The sequence below is a fragment of the Maribacter aquivivus genome (assembly GCF_900142175.1).
GTDB classification, from domain to species: domain Bacteria; phylum Bacteroidota; class Bacteroidia; order Flavobacteriales; family Flavobacteriaceae; genus Maribacter; species Maribacter aquivivus.
This window is the reverse complement of record NZ_FQZX01000001.1, coordinates 1,621,626-1,645,136: the sequence shown is the minus strand read 5'-3', so window position 1 is coordinate 1,645,136 and position 23,511 is coordinate 1,621,626. Positions and strand designations below refer to the sequence as shown.

15 protein-coding genes and 2 tRNA genes are annotated in these 23,511 nt (G+C 35.0%); 7 read left to right on the top strand and 10 right to left on the bottom strand.

Annotated elements, in window-relative coordinates:
* Positions 1–20 precede the first annotated feature (20 nt).
* Positions 21–578, bottom strand: a complete 558-nt coding sequence (locus tag BUC31_RS06865; protein WP_073242456.1) for a hypothetical protein — start codon at positions 576–578, stop codon at positions 21–23.
* Positions 579–833: 255 nt separating this feature from the next.
* A complete protein-coding gene (locus BUC31_RS06860; protein WP_073242454.1) occupies positions 834–2,348 on the bottom strand; it encodes a GH3 auxin-responsive promoter family protein in 1,515 nt (504 codons plus the stop codon).
* A gap of 78 nt (positions 2,349–2,426) precedes the next feature.
* Here BUC31_RS06860 and BUC31_RS06855 point away from each other — a divergent pair, with 78 nt between their 5' ends.
* The gene (locus tag BUC31_RS06855) at positions 2,427–3,221 is read left to right on the top strand and encodes a DUF2797 domain-containing protein (protein ID WP_073242452.1); all 795 of its coding nucleotides are present in this window, start codon (positions 2,427–2,429) and stop codon (positions 3,219–3,221) included.
* Here BUC31_RS06855 and BUC31_RS06850 read toward each other — a convergent pair.
* The 3 genes from BUC31_RS06850 to sppA are packed head-to-tail and all read right to left on the bottom strand — an operon-like array spanning position 3,214 to position 8,465.
* Positions 3,214–5,952, bottom strand: a complete 2,739-nt coding sequence (locus BUC31_RS06850; RefSeq protein WP_073242450.1) for an AsmA-like C-terminal region-containing protein — start codon at positions 5,950–5,952, stop codon at positions 3,214–3,216. The genes BUC31_RS06855 and BUC31_RS06850 overlap by 8 nt on opposite strands.
* Before the next feature lie 32 nt (positions 5,953–5,984).
* On the bottom strand, positions 5,985–6,701 hold the full coding sequence (locus BUC31_RS06845) for a queuosine precursor transporter (RefSeq protein WP_073242448.1): 717 nt from the start codon (positions 6,699–6,701) through the stop codon (positions 5,985–5,987).
* A 3-nt stretch (positions 6,702–6,704) separates the two neighbouring features.
* A complete protein-coding gene (gene sppA / locus BUC31_RS06840) occupies positions 6,705–8,465 on the bottom strand; it encodes a signal peptide peptidase SppA (protein ID WP_073242446.1) in 1,761 nt (586 codons plus the stop codon).
* A 71-nt stretch (positions 8,466–8,536) separates the two neighbouring features.
* Here sppA and folK point away from each other — a divergent pair, with 71 nt between their 5' ends.
* A complete protein-coding gene (gene folK / locus BUC31_RS06835) occupies positions 8,537–9,679 on the top strand; it encodes a 2-amino-4-hydroxy-6-hydroxymethyldihydropteridine diphosphokinase (protein ID WP_073242444.1) in 1,143 nt (380 codons plus the stop codon).
* A 118-nt stretch (positions 9,680–9,797) separates the two neighbouring features.
* On the opposite strand, the gene BUC31_RS06830 is transcribed toward folK, so the two are convergent.
* A complete protein-coding gene (locus BUC31_RS06830) occupies positions 9,798–10,328 on the bottom strand; it encodes an RNA methyltransferase (protein WP_073242442.1) in 531 nt (176 codons plus the stop codon).
* Between the two features lie 165 nt (positions 10,329–10,493).
* Here BUC31_RS06830 and mutS point away from each other — a divergent pair, with 165 nt between their 5' ends.
* The 5 genes from mutS (at position 10,494) to BUC31_RS06805 (ending at position 15,428) form a co-directional block, all read left to right on the top strand.
* Complete coding sequence (mutS, locus tag BUC31_RS06825) at positions 10,494–13,076, top strand: DNA mismatch repair protein MutS (protein ID WP_073243798.1); 2,583 nt, start codon at positions 10,494–10,496, stop codon at positions 13,074–13,076.
* 97 nt (positions 13,077–13,173) lie between these two features.
* Positions 13,174–13,245 (top strand) — tRNA-Gly (locus BUC31_RS06820).
* Between the two features lie 43 nt (positions 13,246–13,288).
* Positions 13,289–13,372 (top strand) — tRNA-Leu (locus BUC31_RS06815).
* Between the two features lie 104 nt (positions 13,373–13,476).
* Positions 13,477–14,112: a SanA/YdcF family protein gene (locus BUC31_RS06810; protein WP_073242440.1), complete on the top strand. Its 636-nt coding sequence runs from the start codon at positions 13,477–13,479 to the stop codon at positions 14,110–14,112.
* Positions 14,113–14,174: 62 nt separating this feature from the next.
* Positions 14,175–15,428: an NRAMP family divalent metal transporter gene (locus BUC31_RS06805; RefSeq protein ID WP_073242438.1), complete on the top strand. Its 1,254-nt coding sequence runs from the start codon at positions 14,175–14,177 to the stop codon at positions 15,426–15,428.
* An 18-nt stretch (positions 15,429–15,446) separates the two neighbouring features.
* Here the strand turns inward: BUC31_RS06805 and BUC31_RS06800 are convergent, their stop codons facing one another.
* From BUC31_RS06800 to fabD, 4 genes are all read right to left on the bottom strand, one after another.
* The gene (locus BUC31_RS06800) at positions 15,447–17,357 is read right to left on the bottom strand and encodes an OmpA family protein (RefSeq protein ID WP_073242436.1); all 1,911 of its coding nucleotides are present in this window, start codon (positions 17,355–17,357) and stop codon (positions 15,447–15,449) included.
* Between the two features lie 11 nt (positions 17,358–17,368).
* Entirely contained in the window at positions 17,369–18,349 is a 981-nt protein-coding gene (locus BUC31_RS06795) for a PorP/SprF family type IX secretion system membrane protein (RefSeq protein ID WP_073242434.1), read from the bottom strand.
* Positions 18,350–18,357: 8 nt separating this feature from the next.
* A complete protein-coding gene (locus tag BUC31_RS06790) occupies positions 18,358–22,497 on the bottom strand; it encodes a Calx-beta domain-containing protein (protein WP_073242432.1) in 4,140 nt (1,379 codons plus the stop codon).
* Positions 22,498–22,603: 106 nt separating this feature from the next.
* The gene (fabD, locus tag BUC31_RS06785) at positions 22,604–23,491 is read right to left on the bottom strand and encodes an ACP S-malonyltransferase (protein WP_073242430.1); all 888 of its coding nucleotides are present in this window, start codon (positions 23,489–23,491) and stop codon (positions 22,604–22,606) included.
* Positions 23,492–23,511 lie beyond the last annotated feature (20 nt).

The window sequence follows — 23,511 nt, the reverse complement described above, 5'->3', positions numbered from 1 at the left end:
TTTTACTTTTTATTTTATTTTCAAACCACTTTTTTAATCTGTGGTGTAATTTGCGTTACTTCTTGTAATAAATCCATACATACTTTTTGAATGATTTTCTCATCTGTGTATAATGTATGTCCGTAATTAGATAATACTTCCATATCTACCCCTAAGTTACTTGCCCATTCTTCACTTGGCTTAAACGCATCGTTAGCACCATATACCAAATTAAAAGGCACATTAGGTTTATCATTAGTTCTACGAATTCTTGTTGGAGAAACACCGTATAAGGACTTAACAGGTAAACCTTTCTTGGCAGCCTCCCAAACTATGGTAGCCCCAGTACTAAAAGCAAGATAATAACAAGCTTCCGTTTCTTTTTTTAATAAATGTGCAGCAGCAGTATCTGTACCACCTTCTATAAAAGCATTATGTACGTTCTCTTCTGTTTGAACCAGAATATCTAAATTAGCCAGTTGTTGACTATCATAAAAAGTTATATCAAAATACTGTTGTAGATACCCTAAGTATGAAGTAATCCATAGTCCTTTCTTAGCGCCCCACATGTCGGAAACGATTACTAATTTATCTGCCATAATAATAGTATTTATAGTTTTGGTTAAGTTTTACTTCTGCAAGTTGAAATAATAACTACACTTGCAACCATTTAATTGTTTACACGTTTAAAAATATCGGTGTAGTCCATTTTATCGTAAATAAAGTAAGACAAAAACAACTACAAAGATGGCGTAAGGCAAAAACTACATTAATTAGGACAAAGGTATAACTACTACTAAGAATTCATAAAAGTTTGTTGTGATTAGGCTAATAATTAGTGTGAATAGAGTTATTTACTTGTTCATTCGCAAAAGTTCTTCTAAATAATCTCTCTTATTTGACAATCTCGGAATTTTATGCTGCCCACCAAGCTTATCATTTGATTTCAGCCAATCATAAAATAAATTCTTACGTGCTATGTGTACTAATGGCGCATTTAGGGTAATATTGTTTAATCTCTTAGCTTCATAATCTGAGTTGAGTGATTTTAATGCATTATCAAATATCTCTACAAAAGCACCAAAATCTTCTGGTAATGTTCTAAACTCCATAATCCACTCGTGCGCACCTTTTTCTTTACCCTCCATAAAAACGGGCCCGGCAGTATAGTCCATTATTTCGGCTTCCGTTTTAGCACAAGCTATTTTTAAAGCTTCTTCAGCATTCTCTATAATAAGCTCTTCGCCAAATACATTTATATGATGTTTGGTACGACCTGTGACTTTAATTCTATACGGACTTTTAGAAGTAAACCGAACTGTATCTCCAATTTTATACCTCCACAATCCTGAGTTCGTAGTAATAATTATGGCATAATTCTTACCTAACTCTACGCTCCACAAGGGGATTGCCTCTTCGTTAAAAGCGCCATAAACATCCATCGGGATAAACTCATAGAAAATACCGTAGTCTAACATCAGCAGTAAATCATCAGCTCCATTTCTATCTTGAATAGCAAAGAAGCCTTCAGAAGCGTTATAAATTTCGTAGTACCTAAAATTACTATGTGGAAGTATCTTTTTGTATTGCTCTTTATAAGGGTTAAAGTTTACACCACCATGAAAGTATACCTCTAGGTTTTCCCAAACCTGAAAGAGATGCTCTTTACCAGTTTCTTCAAGTACTTTATTCAATAATACCAGCATCCAAGAAGGTACACCGGCCAAACTCGTAACATTTTCCTGAACACTTTCATGAATGATAGCCATAAGCTTACTCTCCCACTCACTCATTAATGAAACCTTATTACTAGGCGTGCTACTGTACTCTGCCCACAACGGCATATTATCTATTAAAATTGCAGATAAGTCTCCAAACAATGATCCATTATCCTCATAGAGCTCTTTACTACCGCCTAGTCTTAAACTCTTTCCCGTAAATAGCTGTGAGTTTTCGTTATTATTTAAATAAAGGCATAATAAATCTTTACTAGACTTATAATGACAATCTTCTAATGCCTCGCCACTAACAGGTATAAATTTACTTTTGGCATCTGTTGTTCCGCTACTTTTAGCGAATAATTTTACTTTGGTAGGCCAAAATAGATTTTGCTCACCTCTTCTTGTACGTTCTATAATTGGTTGAATCTCTTCGTAGGAAACTATAGGTAACCGTTCTTTAAAATCATTGTACGATTTTATCGACTCAAAATCATAGGTTCTACCAACCTCAGTATCTTCCGCAAATTCAAGCAACTGAAGCAAAACCTCTTCTTGAACCTCATCAGGATACTTTAAAAAAAGCTCGATTTGATGGTACCGCTTTTTTAGCAACCAAGAGGCAATTGAATTAAATAGAGTAATTGGCATTTATAGGTATCTTTGTATTGTTAAAAATAGCGCATCTAGCTATCATTCTCAAATGATAATTCAATAAGCAAGATTTAAATGCAATACGAGGGAGTACTTAGAAAAATGCAGACAGAAATAGGAAGTCCGATTCAATATTATATGTTGTTCGAATCTGACTTTTTGAATGTAAATCAAATTCTAGACAAAACACTAAAAATAGAATTCATTAAACATCAATGTCTAAATTGTGGTAATGACCGCCCCATTTACAGACAAGGTTTTTGTAAAACATGTTTTTTTGAAATACCATCTGCCGGAGATTGGATAATGAGACCCGAATTAAGCAAAGCGCATTTAGATCAAGAAGACCGAGATTTAGCTTATGAAAAAAAGGTACAATTACAACCACATATTGTATACTTGGCCAATTCAAGCAATGTAAAAGTGGGTGTAACCAGAAAAGGACAAATACCAACCAGGTGGATTGACCAAGGTGCGCATGAAGCAATTGAAATTGCAGAAGTACCAAATAGATATTTAGCAGGCATAACTGAAGTTGCCTTAAAAGACCATGTAGGTGATAAAACAAATTGGCGCACCATGCTTACCAATACAGTTGTCGATGAAAATCTTCAAGAACGGCGCAATAAACTAAAGCAATATATACCTGAAGAGGCACTACCCTATTTTTTAGATTCTAATACAGAAACTGAATTAGAATTTCCGGTGCTACAGTATCCAACAAAAGTAAAAAGCTTGAACCTAAGCAAAACACCAACTTTTGAGGGTAAATTAAAAGGTATTAAAGGTCAGTACCTCATCTTTGAAGACAACACCGTTTTCAATGTAAGAGGTAGCGAAGGTTATTACGTAGGCTTAACTATTAGTTAGTACTATCTTTTTTCTTTTTCCCAAATAGGCCACCTAAGATATCTTTTGCCTTTTCTTTTACAGCTTCCTCCGTTTTAACAGGAGTAGAATCTTTCTTTACAGCTGTAGCTGAAGCAGTATCTTTCTTAGTAGATAAGATTCCACCTAAAATATCCTTAGCAGCTGTTTTAGTATCGGTCGATTTTTGACTGGTAGAATCTGTCGTAGTTTTATTTCCACTTATTAGCCCCCCAATTAAATCTTTCGCCTTATCAGTACCCTTTGCTATAAGCTTTTGCTTTTCAACCTCAATAAGTTTTGTTGTTAATTGCTTAACACCAGAACTCATATCAGTGGTAACTTTAGGGCTATTGTAAAGACCACCAATGTTAGCGACAACAGGTATTGTTAAATCAGCTAAAGAAGGATCATCAATTTTGGCAATCAATTTTGTAATATCTGAACCTAAATATTTAGCAGGTACTTGTAAAGTAGCTTTGTAATTCAATTTTTGATCAAACGAATGGCTACCATCAACATTTATGGCAATATCCTTATAATTTAAAGTAAAAGGTTTTACAACTACTATACCATCTTTAAAAGATAACGAGGTTTTCAAGTCTTTTAAGTTCAGCTGTTTTAAATCGATGAAATTCAAGTTGGAAACTAATGAATTTAATACAGGTGCCTCTTCTGTATTCACTTCTTCTGTCATTAAATCAGCAAACATCTCACCAGTCAATGATAATAAATTTGGCATTAAATCATCGGTTAAATTACCTGATAAGGAAATGTCTGAGGTTAATTTACCTTTTAACATTTTCGCAATAGGAGCTATAGCTTTAAACAAATCAACAGAAGCAAATGTCTCTTGAATACCTAGCTGATTTAAATCTAATTTCATATTGAAAGTAGGTGTCTCATTCTTTGTAGACACATCGCCATTAAAGCCGATTTTACCTCCAAACATACCAGCAGTCATATTACTTAACGTAGCAGTTTCATCTTTTATCTTCAAAACTCCTTTGACATCACTTAACACAATATCATCATACAATACTTTTTTAGCATCTGCATTAATGGTCGCATCTAAGAAAGATGGAATTTTAATTTTTTCTTCCTGTACCGTTCCACCAGAAGTAGAATTACCCTCATTTGTAGTTGCAGGCACTTCTGTTTCAGCAACCATAAAATCGCTTAAAGCAAAAGAATTAGATTTCAAGTTAAAATTTCCCTCAACTTTTTCATCATTAAACATAAACCCTAATAGATTGTTTATAGTACCTGTAGCATCAAAATCCGTGGTGCCTGTTGTACCATTTAATTGGTTTAATGTAACAGTCTTAGGGTTGAACGTTAAACGAGCAGCATTGAATTTTACAGGGTTTGCCAATTCATCTGAATTGTATTCAAAATTGGTTACACTTAAATCGCCCGTTGTGCTTGTTTTTTCATATTGTTCTTTCTCTAAAGACTGCATATCAAAAGCAGTGGTAATATCTGCCTTCAATAATCCTTTTAAATCATACTCTGCAGGTACAGGGTATGCTTTAGAAATATTAGCCAAGTTCATAACACCATCAATATGTGCTTTAACTTTAGTATTACCCATTAACTCTGTTACGTGTGATGTAAGATTGAATTTATCTTCATCTATCATAAAAGAAGCTTTATTAACATCTACATAGGTGTCTTCTACAATACCCGTTTTATTATTTAACTGAATATCAAAAAATACATTACTTACCGCTTTTGGCAAATCTGGATACTTGAACGATGCATTATCTGATTTTAGATCAACATGAAATTTAGGAATATGTGTTTCATCAACAATACCATTAAAATTACCATTAACAGCAAAGTCACCTGTAGTAGTTACATTTTCAATGTCTTTAGAGTAAATCTCTGGTATCAGCCCTAAGAAGTTTTTAAAATCTGAAGACGGAGTCTTAAATGTTAAATCTATTTCTTGACTGGTCTCATTTAGTTTAATAAAACCATCAAATACTAATGGCAACTGATTGATCAATGCCTCATTCTTCAAAAAAGAATATTTGTTCTCCTTTAAATCGATACCTATAAGTGCATCTAACTTAATCTTGTTTTTATTCAAATAGTTAACACTATCCATCTCTAAGGATATAAAAGCATCTGTATGCGTATCTAACTCAGAAGTAGCCAAAGATAAATCTCCAGTTCCTTTATGCTGAAAATCATCTAATTTAAAGGCTATACCTGTTGAATTATCTGTGTAATATATTCTAGTATTGGTAATTTCATAAGATTGTAGATCCAAATTAAAACCATCAGTTGAGGTAGATTCTTCATCAGCTGTAGTTGGCTCTGAAGGTTTTGCTATATCATAGTTTGCATTCTCTTCTTTATCTACTACAACATTAATGAATGCACCATCTAAATTAATATTATTAATTGCTATAGCATCACCCTCGCTTTTAAACAGTTGCATAATACCCATTGTCAGATCTAGACTACTAGCCTTAAATAAAGTATCACCTTCAAAAGGGGCTTTATTTAATAACACAACATCTTTAAATTCTACTTCTGCATTCGGAAAACTACTGACCAAACTTAAGTTAGCCTCAGAAAAATCTAATGTGGCATTCACATTCTGGTTGACATTACTCTTTATAATCTCCCCTATTTTAGCCTCCAAGAAGAAAGGCGCTGCTATTAAAACTGCTATAATTAATAATAGTAATACACCTACAATTTTTAAAATTTTCTTACCCATAGTATATTTTTACACTGTATTGTTTACTGTTTTTAATCCAAAATATCTAAGTCCAATTCTTCATTTAGCTTTAGATTAAAACGTTTTCTCATGATATATACGAAGAAATAGAGAAAAGGGGTGTCTAGAAATGCTATAAAAATCTTAAAAATAAATCCGCTAACTACGAGACCGAAAAAAAGCTCCCACGGTAATACTTTGAAGACACATAACAACCCCACAACGGTAAACGTGTCCAGAAATTGTGATAGGAATGTCGAAAAATTATTACGCAACCATAAATACTTGCCTTTTGTCAATTTTTTCCAGAAATGATAAATAGCAACATCTACATACTGCGCTAACAAATAAGCTATCATAGAAGCTAATACAGCTATTGGCGACAGCGCAAAAACTTGCGTAAAAGTTTCATCGTTTATAGGTGATGAAGGAATTGCAGGGGCAACTTCTGCCAATAAAATAATGCCCATGGAAAAGAAAGAAGCAAAAATACCGGCAGTAACAATTTGGTTTGCCATTTTTCTACCATAAATCTCGGAAATGAGATCGGTAATCAAAAACGTTATTGGGTAAGGTAAAATACCAACGGAAACTTCAAATAGCGAAACCCCGAAAACAGTGAAATCCCCTAAGGGATTCCAATAAAAAAACTTTTGAAATATAAGGTTAGAAACCACTAGAGAAGTGATAAACAAAGCCCCTAAATACAGATAAATACGCTGAGCTAATTTTCTATCTTTTAAGGTCATATATTACTTAATATCTAATGCAAACGGCATTCTAGCCTGTATACCCTTTTGCTCTTTAAAAGACTGCAATTCTTTAAGCACCTTATAAGCCTCATCACCTATTTCATCTTTCAATAAATTCTCTTTGATTTGAAGACTAGCACCTTCTAAATCTTCCATAAAGCGCTCAAAACCGCTTTTATATTTCGGAAACTTCTTAATTCCATACGAGCTTAAAGAAGCTAACTCAGCAGCCGCTTCAATAGCATCATCTAAATTACCCAACTCATCTACCAAACCAACTTCTAAAGCTTCGGTACCGCTCCAAACTCTACCCTGTGCTACACTATCAACTTGTGCCATGGTCATATTTCTACCTTCAGATACTCTTTGTAGAAATGTTTGGTACGTTTCTTCTATACTCTCTTGAATTTGATTTTTAAAACTTTCTTGCATTGGCTCAAAAAGTGAATACTCGACAGCATTTTTATTGGTACCTACCTGCTCTGCATTAATACCTATATCACCGGCCAACTCAGTCATGTTCGGTACAGTTCCAAAAACACCTATAGAACCAGTTATTGTCGTTGGCTCGGCAAAAATCTTATCAGCGCCAGCAGCAATGTAATAACCGCCAGATGCAGCAACGTTACCCATTGATACTACTACAGGCTTCACTTTCTTAGCAAGTGCAACTTCTCTCCAAATAATATCTGAAGTCAATGCACTACCGCCCGGTGAGTTTACACGTAAAACAATAGCTTTCACCTTGTCGTCTTCACGAGCTTTAATCAATGCTTCGTTTATAATACCCTGACCAATAATGCTTGGTCCACCTTCACCATATAATATTTCACCCTGTGCAAAAACAACGGCAATTTTATCGTCACCAGATTTTAATTTCTTTTTATTCGAATACTTTACATAATCATCTAATGTGCTGTAATTAATGTCCTCGTCTTTTTTAATTTTCAAAGCATTTGCCAGTTTATCCTCATACTCATCATAAAAAACAACATCATCAATCAAACCTGACTGTTTTGCATATTTTGGAGTTCTACCCCCTAAGGTATCTGCAATACTATTTAGATCTGATTCAGAAATAGATCGTGTTTTTGAAATATCAACAATCATAGAATTCCAAAGAGATTGAAGTAAAGAAGTCAACTGGCTTCTATTAGCTTCACTCATATTATTTTCCAAATAAGGCTCAACAGCACTTTTGTACTTACCATGACGAATAACCTCCATCTTAATTCCAGATTTCTCTTGCAGTTCTTTATAGTAAAGAACCTCTGTAGACAAACCTTTAAAATCTAAAACCCCTACCGGATTTATAAAAATAGAATCTGCCACACTAGCCAAATAATAATCACGTTGCATAAAAAAATCTGCATATGCGTAAATAAATTTACCTTCAGCCTTAAAATCTTCTAATGATTTTCTAATAGCCTGTGTTTGTGCCAAACCTGCCATTATAAAATTGTTGTTAATGCTGATTCCTTTTATACGGTCATCATTTTTCGCCACCTCAATAGCTTGTATTATTTCATCTAACCCTTGCGACTCTTCAAAAATACCTGCAAAAGGATCTAATTCGTCACTCCCCGTATAATCAGAAATTTGTCTTTGTAATTGTAACTCAAGAATAGAGTTATCTTCAATTGCAACAGTATCTTCACCACTACTAACCAAGCTTACAAAAATTAAAAACATTACAAACATGATACCGAATGCAAATAGGGATCCCAATATGGAAGCAAGAAAATTTCTTAAAAAATTCATTTAAATCTTTATTTTAATAGTGAACAAAGATAACTAATGTGGATATGTTTTAGTTATTTTGTCCCAACATTATGGGAGTATACAAAACAGCATTCTTATCTATTGGCAGTAATTTAGGCAACCGTCAATTGTTATTACAAAAAGCTATTTTCGAAATCGGCAAAAGAACCGGCGAAATTAGGCAGGTTTCCGCTGTTTATGAAACTCCGTCTTGGGGTTTTGAGGGTGAAGATTTTTTAAATGCTTGTTTAGAATTACAGACATTACTTTCCCCAGAAGACTTACTTGCTAAATTACTATCGATAGAGACCAATTTTGGAAGAGAACGGAGCGAAGGAAACAATTACCAGAGCAGAACTTTGGACATTGACATCATTTATTACGAAAAGGATGTAATAAACACCACCAACTTAACTGTACCGCACCCTAAGATGCAAGACAGAAAGTTTATATTAAAACCACTGGCTGATATTACTCCGCAATTCTATCACCCTGTTTTAAATAAAGATACCAGAAATTTACTGCAAGAATGCAAGGACAAAAGCACCATAACAAAACAAATAAAAAGACTTTTTAAAAGCAGGCATACGTTTTTTGCTAGTTTGGAGTATGTTGCCATTGAAGGTAATATTGGAGCTGGTAAAACTACATTAGCAACTAAAATTTCTGAAGACTTTAATGCTAAATTGATTTTAGAACGATTTGCCGAGAATCCGTTTTTACCTAATTTTTATGAAGACCAAGCTAGGTATGCATTCCCTCTAGAAATGTCTTTTTTAGCAGACCGTTATCAGCAATTTACAGAAGACACAAATCAACTAGACCTTTTTAAGAGTTTTATGGTTAGTGATTATGACATTTATAAATCGTTGATATTTGCTAAGGTCACATTACAACAAAATGAATTTGATCTTTATAGAAAGGTGTTTAACTTTATGTACAAAGAAGTTAAAAAGCCCAAAGTATACGTTTATCTGTATCAAACAACAGAAAGATTATTAGAGCAAATAAAGAAACGTGGCAGGGAATATGAACAGAATATAGAACTCACCTATCTTGAGAAAATTAACCGTGGTTATTTTGACTTTTTAAGAACATATCCCAAAGAAAATCAACTCATTATAGATGTGAGCGAACTTGATTTTGTGAGCCATAAAAGTGATTACGAAACTGTTTTAACCAAGATTGAAGACTTTGCTTTAGCTAATACGTAACAATAATAAATCGTATTATTTCTTGCGTAAATGAAAAGAAAATCTTTTATTGTGAAGGCATACGTGCAACTAACTAACTCAAACTATACTAAAAAACCTGGTCTACGACCAGGTTTTTTTATGCGTTTAATTTACTCCAGCAATCCCACACAACAACACCTACGCTTACTGAAATATTCAATGAATGCTTGGTGCCAAATTGCGGTATCTCTAAAACCTCATCACTAGCGCTAACCACATTTTGGGCAACACCCTTAACTTCATTTCCAAAAATGAGTACCTGCTTTTTATCTTTGGCAGGCATATATTTGTTAAGCTGCGTTGCTTTCTCTGCCTGCTCCACTGAAATAATATGACAACCATCTTCTTTTAATCTTTCAACCAATTTCATCGTATCATCAACATGTTCCCAATCGACACTATCAGTTGCACCTAATGCTGTTTTATGAATATCTTTATGAGGTGGCTTGGCAGTAATACCACACAAATATATTTTCTCAATTAAAAAAGCATCGGCAGTTCTAAAAACGGATCCAATATTATTTAAACTTCTTATATTATCAAGAACAATAATTATGGGAGATTTACCGGCAAGCTTATACCCTTCAACATCAATTCTATCTAACTCCTCATTTCTTAATTTTCTCATAGTTTACTGATCAATTTCATTAGTTTGAATGGTTATAAACTTATCCTCAAATATCAACAATGATTAAATTTTAAGAGATTAAACCATACTTTCGTGAAGGTGCAAAATTAATGAGATAAAGATAAAGTGGCGGATAAAAGCAAGACAAAAAAGGTAACACCTTTAATGAAGCAATATAATACCATCAAGACCAAGTATCCTGATGCATTATTGCTATTTAGAGTAGGCGATTTTTATGAGACTTTTGGTGAAGATGCAGTAAAGGCTTCACGCATATTAGGTATTATTCTAACCAACAGAAACAATGGTGGCGAGCGAACCGAATTAGCTGGTTTTCCACATCATTCTTTAAATACCTATTTACCTAAATTAGTAAAAGCAGGACAGCGCGTTGCAATATGTGATCAGTTAGAAGATCCTAAACAAACCAAAACTATTGTTAAAAGAGGTGTAACCGAATTGGTTACCCCTGGTGTGGCAATGAATGACGATATCTTAAACTCTAAGACCAATAATTTTCTTTGTGCCGTTCACTTCGGAAGAAAAAAAATAGGGATTGCGTTTGTTGATATTTCTACGGGTGAGTTTTTAACATCAGAAGGTAGCGAGGAGCAAATAGACAAATTATTGCAGAATTTTTCACCCAACGAGATTTTAATATCCAAAGCACATAAAAAAGAATTCTTAGAGGTATTTGGCAAAAATCATCATCTGTTTTATTTAGAAGATTGGGTTTTTCAAGAGGACTATGCCCTAGAAAACCTGACATCTCACTTCAACACCAATACGTTAAAAGGTTTTGGCGTTGATCACTTAACCTGTGGTATAATTGCCTCGGGTGTAGTTTTGCATTATTTGGGCGAAACACAACACCGCCAATTACAGCATATATCTAAATTACAACGTATAGCTGAAGATGATTATATATGGATGGATCGTTTCACGATTAAAAACTTGGAACTTTACCATTCTACCAATATCAATGCAGTGACACTTTTAGATGTTATTGATAAAACCATCTCACCAATGGGCGGGCGAATGATTAAAAGATGGCTCGCTTTACCGCTTAAAAATTTAGAAAAAATTAAAAGGAGACAACAAATTGTTTCTTTCTTACATGATGAAGAAGTTGTTTTAGAAAAATTTCAGCACCATATTAAAAAAATGGGCGATTTGGAGCGTTTGATCTCTAAAGTAGCCACAGGCAAGGTAAACCCTAAAGAAGTAGTACAGTTAAAAAATTCTTTAGAAGCCTTAATACCTATAAAGCAATTAGCGACCTCTTCTAAAAACGAATCGCTTGCTTTAACAGGTGACCAAATACAATCTTGCGATTTATTACGCGCCAAGATAAAAGAAATGCTTAGCGAAGAAGCACCTGTAAACATTTTAAAAGGAAGTACTATCGCAAAAGGATTTTCTGAAGAATTAGATGAGCTTAGAGGATTAGCAACTACAGGAAAAAACTATCTAAATAAAATGCTTGAAAGGGAAACTGCCGCAACTGGCATAACATCCCTTAAAATAGCCTCTAATAATGTATTTGGTTATTATATAGAAGTTAGAAACACCCATAAAGATAAAGTACCTGAAACATGGACGCGTAAGCAAACTTTGGTAAATGCAGAACGTTATATTACCGAAGAACTTAAAGAATACGAAGCAAATATTCTAGGAGCAGAAGACCGTATTTCAACTTTAGAGCAACAACTATTCTCACAATTAGTAGTATGGATGCAAGAGTACATTGCCCCTGTGCAAAACAATGCATACCTTATTGCTCAATTAGATTGCCTTTGTGGTTTTGCACAGCTTGCAAAAGAAAACGCTTACAATTGTCCGTCCTTAAATGACTCTACAGATTTAGAAATAAAAGACGGAAGGCACCCGGTTATTGAAAAGCAGCTGCCTTTAGGCGAACAGTATATTGCCAATGATTTACAACTAGACAGATCTAATCAACAATTTATAATGATTACCGGTCCGAATATGAGTGGTAAATCAGCATTACTACGACAAACAGCATTAATTGTACTACTTGCACAAATGGGAAGTTTTGTTCCTGCAGAATCGGCTAAAATTGGTGTTGTAGATAAAATATTTACCCGAGTTGGTGCAAGTGACAATATTTCAATGGGCGAATCTACCTTTATGGTAGAAATGAACGAAACGGCATCTATACTTAATAATCTCTCTGAGAGAAGTCTTGTTCTATTAGATGAAATTGGTCGTGGCACAAGTACATATGATGGTATATCTATTGCTTGGGCAATTTCTGAGTATCTGCATGAACATCCAGCAAGAGCTAAAACAATGTTCGCAACGCATTACCATGAGCTTAATGAAATGACTAACACCTTCAGCCGCATTAAAAACTATAATGTTGCTATAAAAGAGTTAAAGGATACTGTTCTATTTCTACGAAAATTAATTCCGGGTGGTAGTGAACATAGTTTTGGTATACATGTGGCAAAAATGGCAGGTATGCCCCAACAAGTAATTCAGAAGGCAAATAAAATTCTGAAAAAGTTGGAAAATAAACACGTAAGTGAAGATGTCGGAGACAAATTAAAAAGTGATTCTGACGAAATGCAATTGAGCTTTTTTAATTTAGACGACCCCTTATTAGAAGAAATCAAGGACGAAATCACGAATTTAGACATAGATACACTAACTCCGGTAGAAGCTTTGATGAAATTAAATGAGATTAAAAGGCTGTTAACCAAGGGTAAAAAGGCTACTTCATAAATTTTTTAATTCTTTTGCACTTTTTTACTTTGGTTTTTACAGAATTGTTTTAAATTTGCAGCCGCATCTTTTAAGAGATGTACGTTCTTAAAAATTTGCGAAAGTAGCTCAGGGGTAGAGCATCACCTTGCCAAGGTGGAGGTCGCGGGTTCGAATCCCGTTTTTCGCTCAGAAAATGTTGCCGGTCAACATTTTTTTTCAAAGCCAAGTATGCTCGAGTGGTGGAATTGGTAGACACGCCGGACTTAAAATCCTGTGCTCTTTGGGGCGTGCGGGTTCAAGTCCCGCCTCGAGTACTAAAACCCTTGTTAATCTTAAGATTTTCAAGGGTTTTTTATTTTTATACTTTTCAAATTGTAGTCTTCAGTTATTCATTAACTTTAGTTATCATTACAAATGCATGCTAAAAAAAATACTAAAAATATCAGGGTTATTACTATTAGCGTTAATACTAATCATATTCACCTGTAATAGTATCATTTCAAGTACTGCAGAAGACAAAACGTATACAGACGTTGCATTAATACCTGCCAATAGGGTCGGTCTCGTTTTAGGTACTTCTAATCGCTTAACCAACGGTTCTCCTAATCCATATTACACTTATCGCATAAACGCAACCAAAGCGCTCTACAATGCGGGTAAGATTAAATTTATACTGGTTAGCGGGGACAATGGCAGCATCTATTACAATGAACCCGACACCTTCAAGAAAGACTTAGTAAAAGCTGGTATACCAGAAGAGGTTATTTTCTTAGACTATGCAGGCTTTAGAACTTTAGATTCTATGTTTAGGGCTAAGTTTATTTTTGGTTTAGATGACGTAACGGTTATCTCTCAAAAATTTCATAATGAAAGAGCAATATATATTGCCAAGCAAAAAGGTTTAAAAGCTATTGGTTTCAATGCTAAAGATGTTTCTACAAGTCAAGGGCTAAAAGTTCAAACAAGAGAATACTTAGCTCGGGTAAAAGTATTTATTGATATGATACTAAACACCCAACCAAAATTCTACGGTACCGCTATAGAGATAAAATAAATCGCAATATTCAATATCATAAAATACACTACATTTAAGAGTACCTACCAAAACCAATTAGAATGCTCAATTTAAAAACGATACTTAAAAACTTAGGTCCCGGTCTTCTGTTTGCAAGTATGGCCATAGGTACGTCTCATCTTGTTTTATCTACCAAAGCTGGGGCACAATATGGCTGGCTGATGATTATTCCTATTATTTTAGCTAACATCTTAAAATACCCCTTCTTTGAATTCGGCGTGCGGTATACCAACGTTACCAATAAAACCTTAATAGAGGGCTATTTAAATCGCGGTAAAGGCTATTTATGGTTTTATGCTATAATTAGCTTTATCACCACTTTCACCATACTAGCGGCCTTATATACCGTTACAGCCGGTCTATTTATAAATCTATTCGGCATTGGGCATAGTTCTATTGCCATGGTAGCGCTAAGTTTATTTTTAATCATAAGTGCACTACTGATTTTTGGAAAATACAAGTTTTTAGAAATCAGTTTAAAATTTGTAGTTAGCGTACTATTTGTTGCTTTACTAGTGACTACAATTTTAGTTCTAGCAAAAGGACCAGTAAGTCATGTACCAGACTTTAAACCCTTACCCATTTTTAATGAAGTAGGAATACTGTTTCTAATAGGATTAATTGGATGGATGCCTACCAGTGTAGAAGCATCTAGCTGGATCAGTTTATGGAGTATTGAAAAATGGAAAACTCAAGACAAGCCTAGCTTAAAAGAATCTCTACAAGAATTTAATATAGGCTATACCATTACAGCCATATTAGCTATCTTTTTTATGATAATAGGATGGTATACCTTATACGGAACGAATATACAACTCAGTAATAATGCGGTAAGTTTCGCAGACCAAGTAGTTCGGTTATTTACACAACATATTGGATCTTGGGCATATCTATTTATAGCAATTTCTGCATTTGCCACTATGTTCAGCACTTGTATGACCGCACATGATGCTTTAGCTAGAGTCAGCTTAGATATTTTATCGCTATTAAAATCAAAAACCACATGGTATAGAACAAAAACAGCATACGCCGCAGGCGTTTTCGCCTTAACACTAATTAATTTTGTAGTTATAGCAGCGTTTAGCGCAAATATGGGAAATTTGGTTGCTTTGGCTACATTCGTATCTTTCGTTGTAGCGCCTATTGTAGGCTATATGAATTTAAAAAATGTAACCAGTGATGACCTAGACCCTAAATTTCGACCAGGTAAGAAATTAAAATTCCTTACCTATACCGGCATTCTATTCTTGTCTTGTTTCTCACTGTATTATTTCTACATCATAATTACCAAGTAGCATAGAAATAAGTCCTGATTATTCTACAACGAACAATGTACGCTCATTCTGCTTATGAAGAAAATCTAAACAGTAGGCACCATTAATACAGTTGTTTACAATGTTTTCTTCACCGTAACCGGTTGCTTCAATGATATTGCTTGAATTTAAACCATTACTTAAAAGATAGTTTTTAATAACATCAGCTCGCTGTTGCGATAACCTTTTATTAGATGAAGAGCTACCTCTAGTATCTGTATGTGATTGTATTCTTAATCTCATTTGAGGAAAACGAACCACAGCGTCTACAACTTTCTTAAGCTCCTCTTCTACTTGGGCGTTTAATACTGATTTACCTTTATCGAAATAGAATTTATTAAGTTTTAATACCGTCTTGTCTTCTCGTTGTGTTACTAAGTCTTCCATTCTTGCAAGACCCATATTATAAGCCGTGTTTTGAATTTCTTCCATTCCCTCTTCAGAATACGTGGTAGAGAAAATAGAATAGCCATCACTCATAGCCTGTATAGTTACTTGAGACATCCACGGCACCTCTACTCTAAAGCTACCATCATTACCTGCAATAACTTCTTTTAAAACATCTCCTTGTTGGTTCAATAATCTCACCTGAGCTCCTTTTAAGCCTACTTTATTTCTAAGGTTAACCACTTTACCACCTAAGGCAAATGTTTTTAAACCAGGTGCATTTTTAAGCTGAAAACCATAAAGGTCATCTCCGCCTTTTCCTCCAGTTCTATTAGAAGCAAAGAATCCTGATAATCCTGTGTTTTCAACATCTTGTAATATGAATCCAAAATCATCCGCTGTTGAATTAATTCCTTCACCTAGGTTTACCGGAATAGTATACGAATCATTAGGCAAGATATTAGATTTGTAAATATCCATCCCTCCAAGACCATAAAAAATATCGGAAGAAAAATATAAACTACCATCAAAGACGTAAGGGGAAATCTCGTTACCCGGTGAGTTTATTCTAGGTCCTAAATTAATAGGTGCAGACATGATCTGTCCGTTATTAGTATACACATAGTACAAATCCGTACCACCATAGCTATCATCAAAATTTGCAGCAAAATATAAACGCTCAGTAGCATCATCAAGGAAAGGATAGTAAAAAGATGTACTTAAATCTTTTAATATAAATCTAAACCTGTCATTTTTTGTAAGCGTACCTATTGCCAATGCATTTTTACCGTTCTCATCATATCTAAGTTCACCATCTTCCTCATTGGATAAGATATAAAAAAACGTTTCTAGTTTTTCTGAAAAATATGGTGTTGACTTATGAAAATCTGTCGCCGGAATTTCATTAAAAGTTTCAACATCTACCAAATTATTATTTGAACTTATTCTTGCAAAATAGATATCTAAATAAGATTCACCCGTTGGCTCATATACGTTTTTACTATTTCGCCCTCTACTACTACTAAAAAGTATACCATTTTTATAAAATGCTGGCGAGAAATCTCCCTGCGCACTATTCACACCCAAATGACGTATTACACTATTATCTGTATTTGAAGGAATTTCTAATAAGCTATAATTAAACTCTGCATTTTCTAAAAGTTCAGGAGATAATTTGTCGGCTTTTGACTTTAAGTACATCCTTACCCTATCTCTTTCAGAGTTTTTAGAAAGGCTCTGCAACATTTTATTAAACCTGTTAACAGACATAATGGTATCATTCTTATTCACCTTTAAATAAAGCTCGGACGCACTATCATAACTACCCGTACTAAAATAAGAATCTGCAAGGTTCAGCAACTGATGGTTGGTCAAAGAATCTTTTTGCATTTCACTTTTATAGGCAACAATGGCTTGTTCGTATTGATATCCATAAAAAAGATTATCGGCTTTAGATTTTTTGTCTTGAGCCGTACTTAGAAATGGTACAAAAACTAGTAATACTATGATTAATTTAAATCTCATTTTCGTTCACTTTAAAAGAATCGAGGTGAATCAACTTGTTTTGGTTTACCCTTTGCATTATTATCACTACTCCCTTTAGATTTCGAAGGTCCTTTTCTACCCAAATAGAATTTAAGTATTATTTCATGAGACCCACTATTGAAGTCTCCAAGTAAGTTTGTGTTATAGTCATATGAATACCCTGCAAACAAGGTATTAGAAATCTGAAAACCTGCTAAGCCACTAAAGGCATTATCTAAACGATATGATACACCTGCGGTAACCACATCAGAAATCAAGAAATTACTCGATAAATTCACATTTACCGGCGATCCAGATATTGTATTGACCAAAAAGGCAGGTTTAAACTTTAGGTTATCTGAAAGTTCAAAAACGTAACCACCTATAAAATTGAATTGAAGTTTATCTTCTACCACAGATGCAATTTCGTCATTGTAGACTCCTTCGGTTAAAAAATTAGGTACAGAAGCTCCTAAATACCAATCTTCTGAATACAAGAAAGCACCGGCACCTACCGTAGGGTAAAATTTACTTAACATCTCTTGACTCAGATTCTCACCCGGGTTCTCAAACGTTCCCTTAGAGAAATCAACATTTAAAAACGAACCACCGGCATCAATACCAAAAGACAATTTAGTCTCATCGGTTACCATTATCTGATACGAATAAGAAATATCAGCGTAGGTCTGTGTAGCAGGACCTAATTCATCATTTACGATATTGATACCTAAACCTACTTTTTCATTCTTAAAAGGCAAGTTTGCACCGAAACGAAAAGTTCTAGGTGCACCAGGTATATCGACCCACTGAGCTCTATACAATCCTGAGAATTCAGGGTTTTCTACTGTACCAACATAAGCCGGGTTAAAACTACCAATATTATACATATACTGGGTGTACTGCGGTTCTTTCTGTGAATATGCATTAAAGCTTAACAGAGAAAATAGTACTAAAGCAATAGTATAACTCGATTTATAAAAGTTATAATCCATAATTTATTTTATCTAATAAGCTGTATCCAACCTTTGTCTAATACTGCAGGTTGATTATTAACACTATAATTCATGATATAAAAATAAGTTCCCTTTGGCGATTCTTTCCCTTCATAGGTACCGTCCCAAACATCGCCATCATTTACCTTTTCAGTTTCAAAAACAAGATTTCCGTAACGATCGTAAATTTTTATTTTGTACTGTAAATTAACCTCTACTTGCGCACCTGTATCAGGATTCGTCAAAGTTCTATTAATACGAAGAACCTCATTTTGATTATTTCCATTTGGCGAGAATTGATTGAACAGGAATCCTGGGTCCGCAGGGCTTTTCTGAATTACCTCTACCTCAACGGTTGCTTCATTATTCTCTGTATTACCGTCCCTCGGTGTAGACCTAACAATAGTTGCTGTATTAGCATATGTACCCATTGCAGGAACTCTTGCAATAATTCTCAACGTAGCTGTTTCTTCTCTATCTAAAGAAGGAATATTCCAATTACCGGATGCTTCATCATATGTACCATTAAAATCTGACTCTGCAGAAACAAATTCAAATCCGTTTTCTATCAATATTAAATCATTGACAATAATATCTGTCACCACATCAGATTCGGAAATATTGGTAACTCTAATAATAAATTCTACTTCACCACCTACCAAAGCTTTATCTGGGCGAGCCTCTTTCTCTATTTTAAGATCTACACCTTCTGGCGCCTCTGTACTTAATTCTACAGTTGCTTCATCATTCTCAGGATTATCATCCGAAGGAATAGACTCTAACAATACTGCAGTGTTGGTATACGGTCCTTGTTCAGCTACAATTACGGTAATTGACAATTCTAAGGAAAGACCCGCCCCTAATTCTGCTATATTCCAATTACCGGACACCTCGTCATAATCTGGAGAATCAGCTGATACAAAATCGAAACCTAATTCTAAAAGATCTCCAATAACTATTGCCCTTGCTGTTCTATCAGATAAATTAGTTACCAAAATTTTAAATATAATAGTATCCCCAATTAAAGCATCAATATTATCTACAGATTTCAACACCTCTAAATCAATTGGCGCATCGCAATTAGGAGTTGCCACAGGATCACAAGGATCATCAGGATCAGAACCATTTGTTTGTTCATCTAGATCTGAAATTCCGTCACCATCGGTATCACAACTACCATTAAAGCGGTTAGGAATACATGGATTATTATTTGCAGGATCTTGTTGATCATTCACTCCGTCATTATCAGCATCTGCAGTATTAGAATCTAATGCATCGATAATTCCGTCACCATCCTCATCTAAAGGATTAGCGACATCATCACCAACTTCAACACCATCATCAATTCCATCACCATCAGTATCAGCATCATTAGAATCTGTACCAAGAGTTACTTCTTGACCACCTAAAAGACCATCATTATCATCATCGGTTTCACAATCGCTAACATTTATAGTTATTTCTACTGTAGGGTTTTCACAGGGTGCCGTAGAATTTGTTGTTGTATAACTAAATACATAAGCACCAGAAGCAGCACCTTCAAATTCCACAACGTTGGTAGAACTAATATCAACACTAGTTTCAGGACCTGAAACAAAAATCCAAACCCCGGGATCTGCACCAGAAAGTCTCGTATCTAAATCTATAGCTGTAAGTCCGTTCGCAGCTACATTACAGATAGAACCGTTTGTTGCCGTTCCGGTAGTTGCTTGAACACCTATTCTTGCAACAACTGGTTGCCTTTCAGTTGTACATTCATTTTCAGTTGCCTCAACATAGTATGTTGCAGTAGCATTTAATGAAGGTGTGGTATATGTTTCGCCCATCGCAATTGGGGTAACTGCATCTAAAGAATCATACCAGTTAACAGATGCGCCATCAGTAGGCTCAACACTTAAAAGCAAAGTACCAGGACCACAACGTTCGTTGTCATTAATAACAACTAATTGCGGTAATACATTTCTAACTATCTGAACTTCTATAGTACCACTTGCGCAGTCATTAGCCGCATCATAGAAAAAACCATAATAAGAAGCTGGCAAATCTACATCTTGAGCTTCTGTAGCCGTCAAGTGAGAATTTGTATTCAAAGGATTGGAAACTCTACTCCAAGTCAAAACCGTGCCTGCAGGAGCCGTACTATTTGTAAAATCAAATAAGTTGGCAGAAAAATCATCTCCAGCCTCTTCTACACAATAGATATTTGAAACCGTAGTATCTAATGTTGGAGCCGCAACACAATTATCATCATCTTGAATTGTTCCCGTTGCCGTGCCACCGCTAGCACGCTGTACATTATTAGTAGGTATCCCTAATTGAACCGTAAATGTTTCCGTATTTTCTAAAATAGCATCATTAGTAACGGGTACGGTAATTTCTTGAATCTCACCCGCATCACCATCAAAAATTAGCGAACCACTAATTCCTGTATAATCTTCACCCTCTGTAGCCGTATCATCCGAAAAGGCATAAGTTACCGTGGTACCACCGACAACTTCCAAATCCAATTCTACATTAAAAACCATTTCACCAGCTGCATCATCTTCATTTAATGATACGTCTGAAATTGTTAATGTGGCTTGATCGTTATCGTTTATTTGAACGGTTGCCGTTCGTGTAGGTCCAGAACCTAATATATAACCTGTACCAGTAGCCAATGTAATTATTACGGTTTCAGTTCCTTCCTGAACTACATCATTTACAGGTAAAATTTCTATGACAGCATCTTGCTCACCATCTAAAATAGTTACGGCATTTTCATTTATTTCATCAAAATCTGTTTCATTATCAGCTGTACCACTTATTGCATAATTAACTATAATCGGACCTCCTGTATCATTTGGAGCACTTAAGCTAACCGTAAATTCTCCAGAAGAAACAGCACCATTACTTTCGGCAGCCGTACCATCTGATGCAGTAATTTGTGCAACATTGGTATCGTCACTTACGATTATCACCGTAGCACTATCTGGACCGCCAACCGTATAATCAGAACCATTTACCAAAGTCAATACTACCGTTTCATTACTTTCAATATCGGTATCATTAATTGGTGTAAGCGTAATAGTACCCGTACTTTCACCGTCTTCAATGGTAACAGACCCTGAAAGAGTTGTAAAATCATCTCCCTCATCTGCTGTACCACTAACCGCATATTCAATTTCAATAGGTGCACCGGTCGCATTGATCTTATCTACATCAACGGTAAAAACACCTACAGTTAAAGGACTTTCTCTGGCTGTCGCAGTTGTAGATTCAATAGAAGCTTCAAAAATATCGTTATCTATGATGGTAACAGTCTCAGTGTCAGGAGTGCCAATTGTATATGAATCGCTATCTATTGCCGTAATTGTCATAACAACTGTTTCATCAACTTCAACCAAATCATCATCTTCCGGGTTGACTAACAAATTTGTAAATGATGCACCATTTGCAATAACCGCAGTACTCGCTATAACATAATCATCACCTTCTGTAGCCGTCCCTCCAATTAAATTATAGGTAACTGTTAAAGGACTTCCGGTGTTATTAGGCTCATCTATAAAAATTCTAAACAGACCATAAGTAGCATTAGTGGTTGCGCCTTCAGTAGTTTCATCCCTAATGACCCCTAATGTGACTTCACCAGTATCGTTGTCTTCGATAATTACGGTAGCGGTATCATTATTAATATCTACATTATAGTCAATACTTTCAACCAATTGAATAATTATCACTTCTTCACCTTCAACAAGATCATCATCGTCGACTTCAATTTCTATGATTTCACTTCCATTTCCAACAACGTTATACGAAATATCAATTTCTCCATCTAATTCAACATAATCGACATCTGATGTAGCCGTACTAGTAACTAAAACATTATATTTAACTGTTACACTACCAGCCCCAATCCCAGGATTGTCAACACTTATTATAAAGCTACCAGACACCTCATTTTCTTCATCAGCATCTCTATCATTCTCAATGGATACCAACTGCGCAGAAACACTTTGAGAAAAAGCACCTAAAAAAAGGAATCCAAAAACAAATAGGAATCTCTTTAAGCTCCTACTACTATTAGAAGTCAAAAAACTATTATATACTCTTATTTTCATAGCATTCTTTATCATTCCCAACAATAAGGCTGAAGGATGTTCTAAATCCATAACCAAAAATGAGGGTCTCAATATTACAAAAAAATCAAGGTAAACCCCTCACAAACAGTTGAAAAAAGGATTTATAGGTTAAATGGTAATATTAACGAAACAATGGTTAGTCTGTTAACTCTGGGGCTTGCGTAGTAACAGAAGGTTCAATTTTTCTTACTAGCCCTTGTAATACCTTACCCGGACCTATTTCAGTAAAAATAGTAGCACCGTCTTTCACCATTTGCTGAACACTTTGTGTCCATTTAACAGGTGCAGTCAATTGCAGCATTAAATTCTTTTTAATCTCATCTGCACTAGTCACCGCAGTGGTAAGCACATTCTGGTATATTGGGCAACTAGGAGCAGAAAATGTAGTATTAGCAATTGCCGCAGCTAACTCTTCTCTAGCAGGCTCCATTAGCGGAGAGTGAAAAGCACCACCTACAGGCAACATTAATGCACGCCTTGCTCCTGCCTCTTTTAATTTTTCACAAGCTTCCTCTACTGCAGATATTTCACCAGAAATTACCAATTGACCAGGACAGTTATAATTTGCCGCAACAACAATTCCTGAAATTTCTGCACATACTTTTTCTACCACAGCGTCTTCCAATCCTAAAACAGCTGCCATGGTAGATGGTTTAAGTTCACATGCCTTCTGCATTGCCAAGGCTCGTTGCGAAACTAATTTTAATCCGTCTTCAAAACTTAAGGTATTATTCGCTACTAAGGCAGAGAATTCTCCTAATGAATGACCAGCAACCATATCTGGTTTAAATGAATCTCCCATTACTTTACTTAGAATAACAGAATGTAGAAATATGGCTGGTTGAGTTACCTTGGTTTCTTTCAATCCTTCGGCATTACCTCTGAACATTACCTCAGTAATCTCAAAGCCTAGTATATCATTTGCTTTAAGAAACAACTCTTTTGCAATAGGGTATTTTTCATATAGATCTAAACCCATTCCAACAAATTGAGCACCTTGCCCAGGAAAAACATACGCGTTCATAACTTTTAGTTTTGGTGGGT

Excerpts from the sequence above, each read along its gene's own strand:
- BUC31_RS06865 (WP_073242456.1), bottom strand. The coding sequence starts at position 578 with ATGGCAGATAAATTAGTAATCGTTTCCGACATGTGGGGCGCTAAGAAA.
- BUC31_RS06860 (WP_073242454.1), bottom strand. The coding sequence starts at position 2,348 with ATGCCAATTACTCTATTTAATTCAATTGCCTCTTGGTTGCTAAAAAAG.
- BUC31_RS06855 (WP_073242452.1), top strand. The coding sequence starts at position 2,427 with ATGCAATACGAGGGAGTACTTAGAAAAATGCAGACAGAAATAGGAAGT.
- BUC31_RS06850 (WP_073242450.1), bottom strand. The coding sequence starts at position 5,952 with ATGGGTAAGAAAATTTTAAAAATTGTAGGTGTATTACTATTATTAATT.
- BUC31_RS06845 (WP_073242448.1), bottom strand. The coding sequence starts at position 6,701 with ATGACCTTAAAAGATAGAAAATTAGCTCAGCGTATTTATCTGTATTTA.
- sppA (WP_073242446.1), bottom strand. The coding sequence starts at position 8,465 with ATGAATTTTTTAAGAAATTTTCTTGCTTCCATATTGGGATCCCTATTT.
- folK (WP_073242444.1), top strand. The coding sequence starts at position 8,537 with ATGGGAGTATACAAAACAGCATTCTTATCTATTGGCAGTAATTTAGGC.
- BUC31_RS06830 (WP_073242442.1), bottom strand. The coding sequence starts at position 10,328 with ATGAGAAAATTAAGAAATGAGGAGTTAGATAGAATTGATGTTGAAGGG.
- mutS (WP_073243798.1), top strand. The coding sequence starts at position 10,494 with ATGAAGCAATATAATACCATCAAGACCAAGTATCCTGATGCATTATTG.
- BUC31_RS06810 (WP_073242440.1), top strand. The coding sequence starts at position 13,477 with ATGCTAAAAAAAATACTAAAAATATCAGGGTTATTACTATTAGCGTTA.
- BUC31_RS06805 (WP_073242438.1), top strand. The coding sequence starts at position 14,175 with ATGCTCAATTTAAAAACGATACTTAAAAACTTAGGTCCCGGTCTTCTG.
- BUC31_RS06800 (WP_073242436.1), bottom strand. The coding sequence starts at position 17,357 with ATGAGATTTAAATTAATCATAGTATTACTAGTTTTTGTACCATTTCTA.
- BUC31_RS06795 (WP_073242434.1), bottom strand. The coding sequence starts at position 18,349 with ATGGATTATAACTTTTATAAATCGAGTTATACTATTGCTTTAGTACTA.
- BUC31_RS06790 (WP_073242432.1), bottom strand. The coding sequence starts at position 22,497 with ATGGATTTAGAACATCCTTCAGCCTTATTGTTGGGAATGATAAAGAAT.
- fabD (WP_073242430.1), bottom strand. The coding sequence starts at position 23,491 with ATGAACGCGTATGTTTTTCCTGGGCAAGGTGCTCAATTTGTTGGAATG.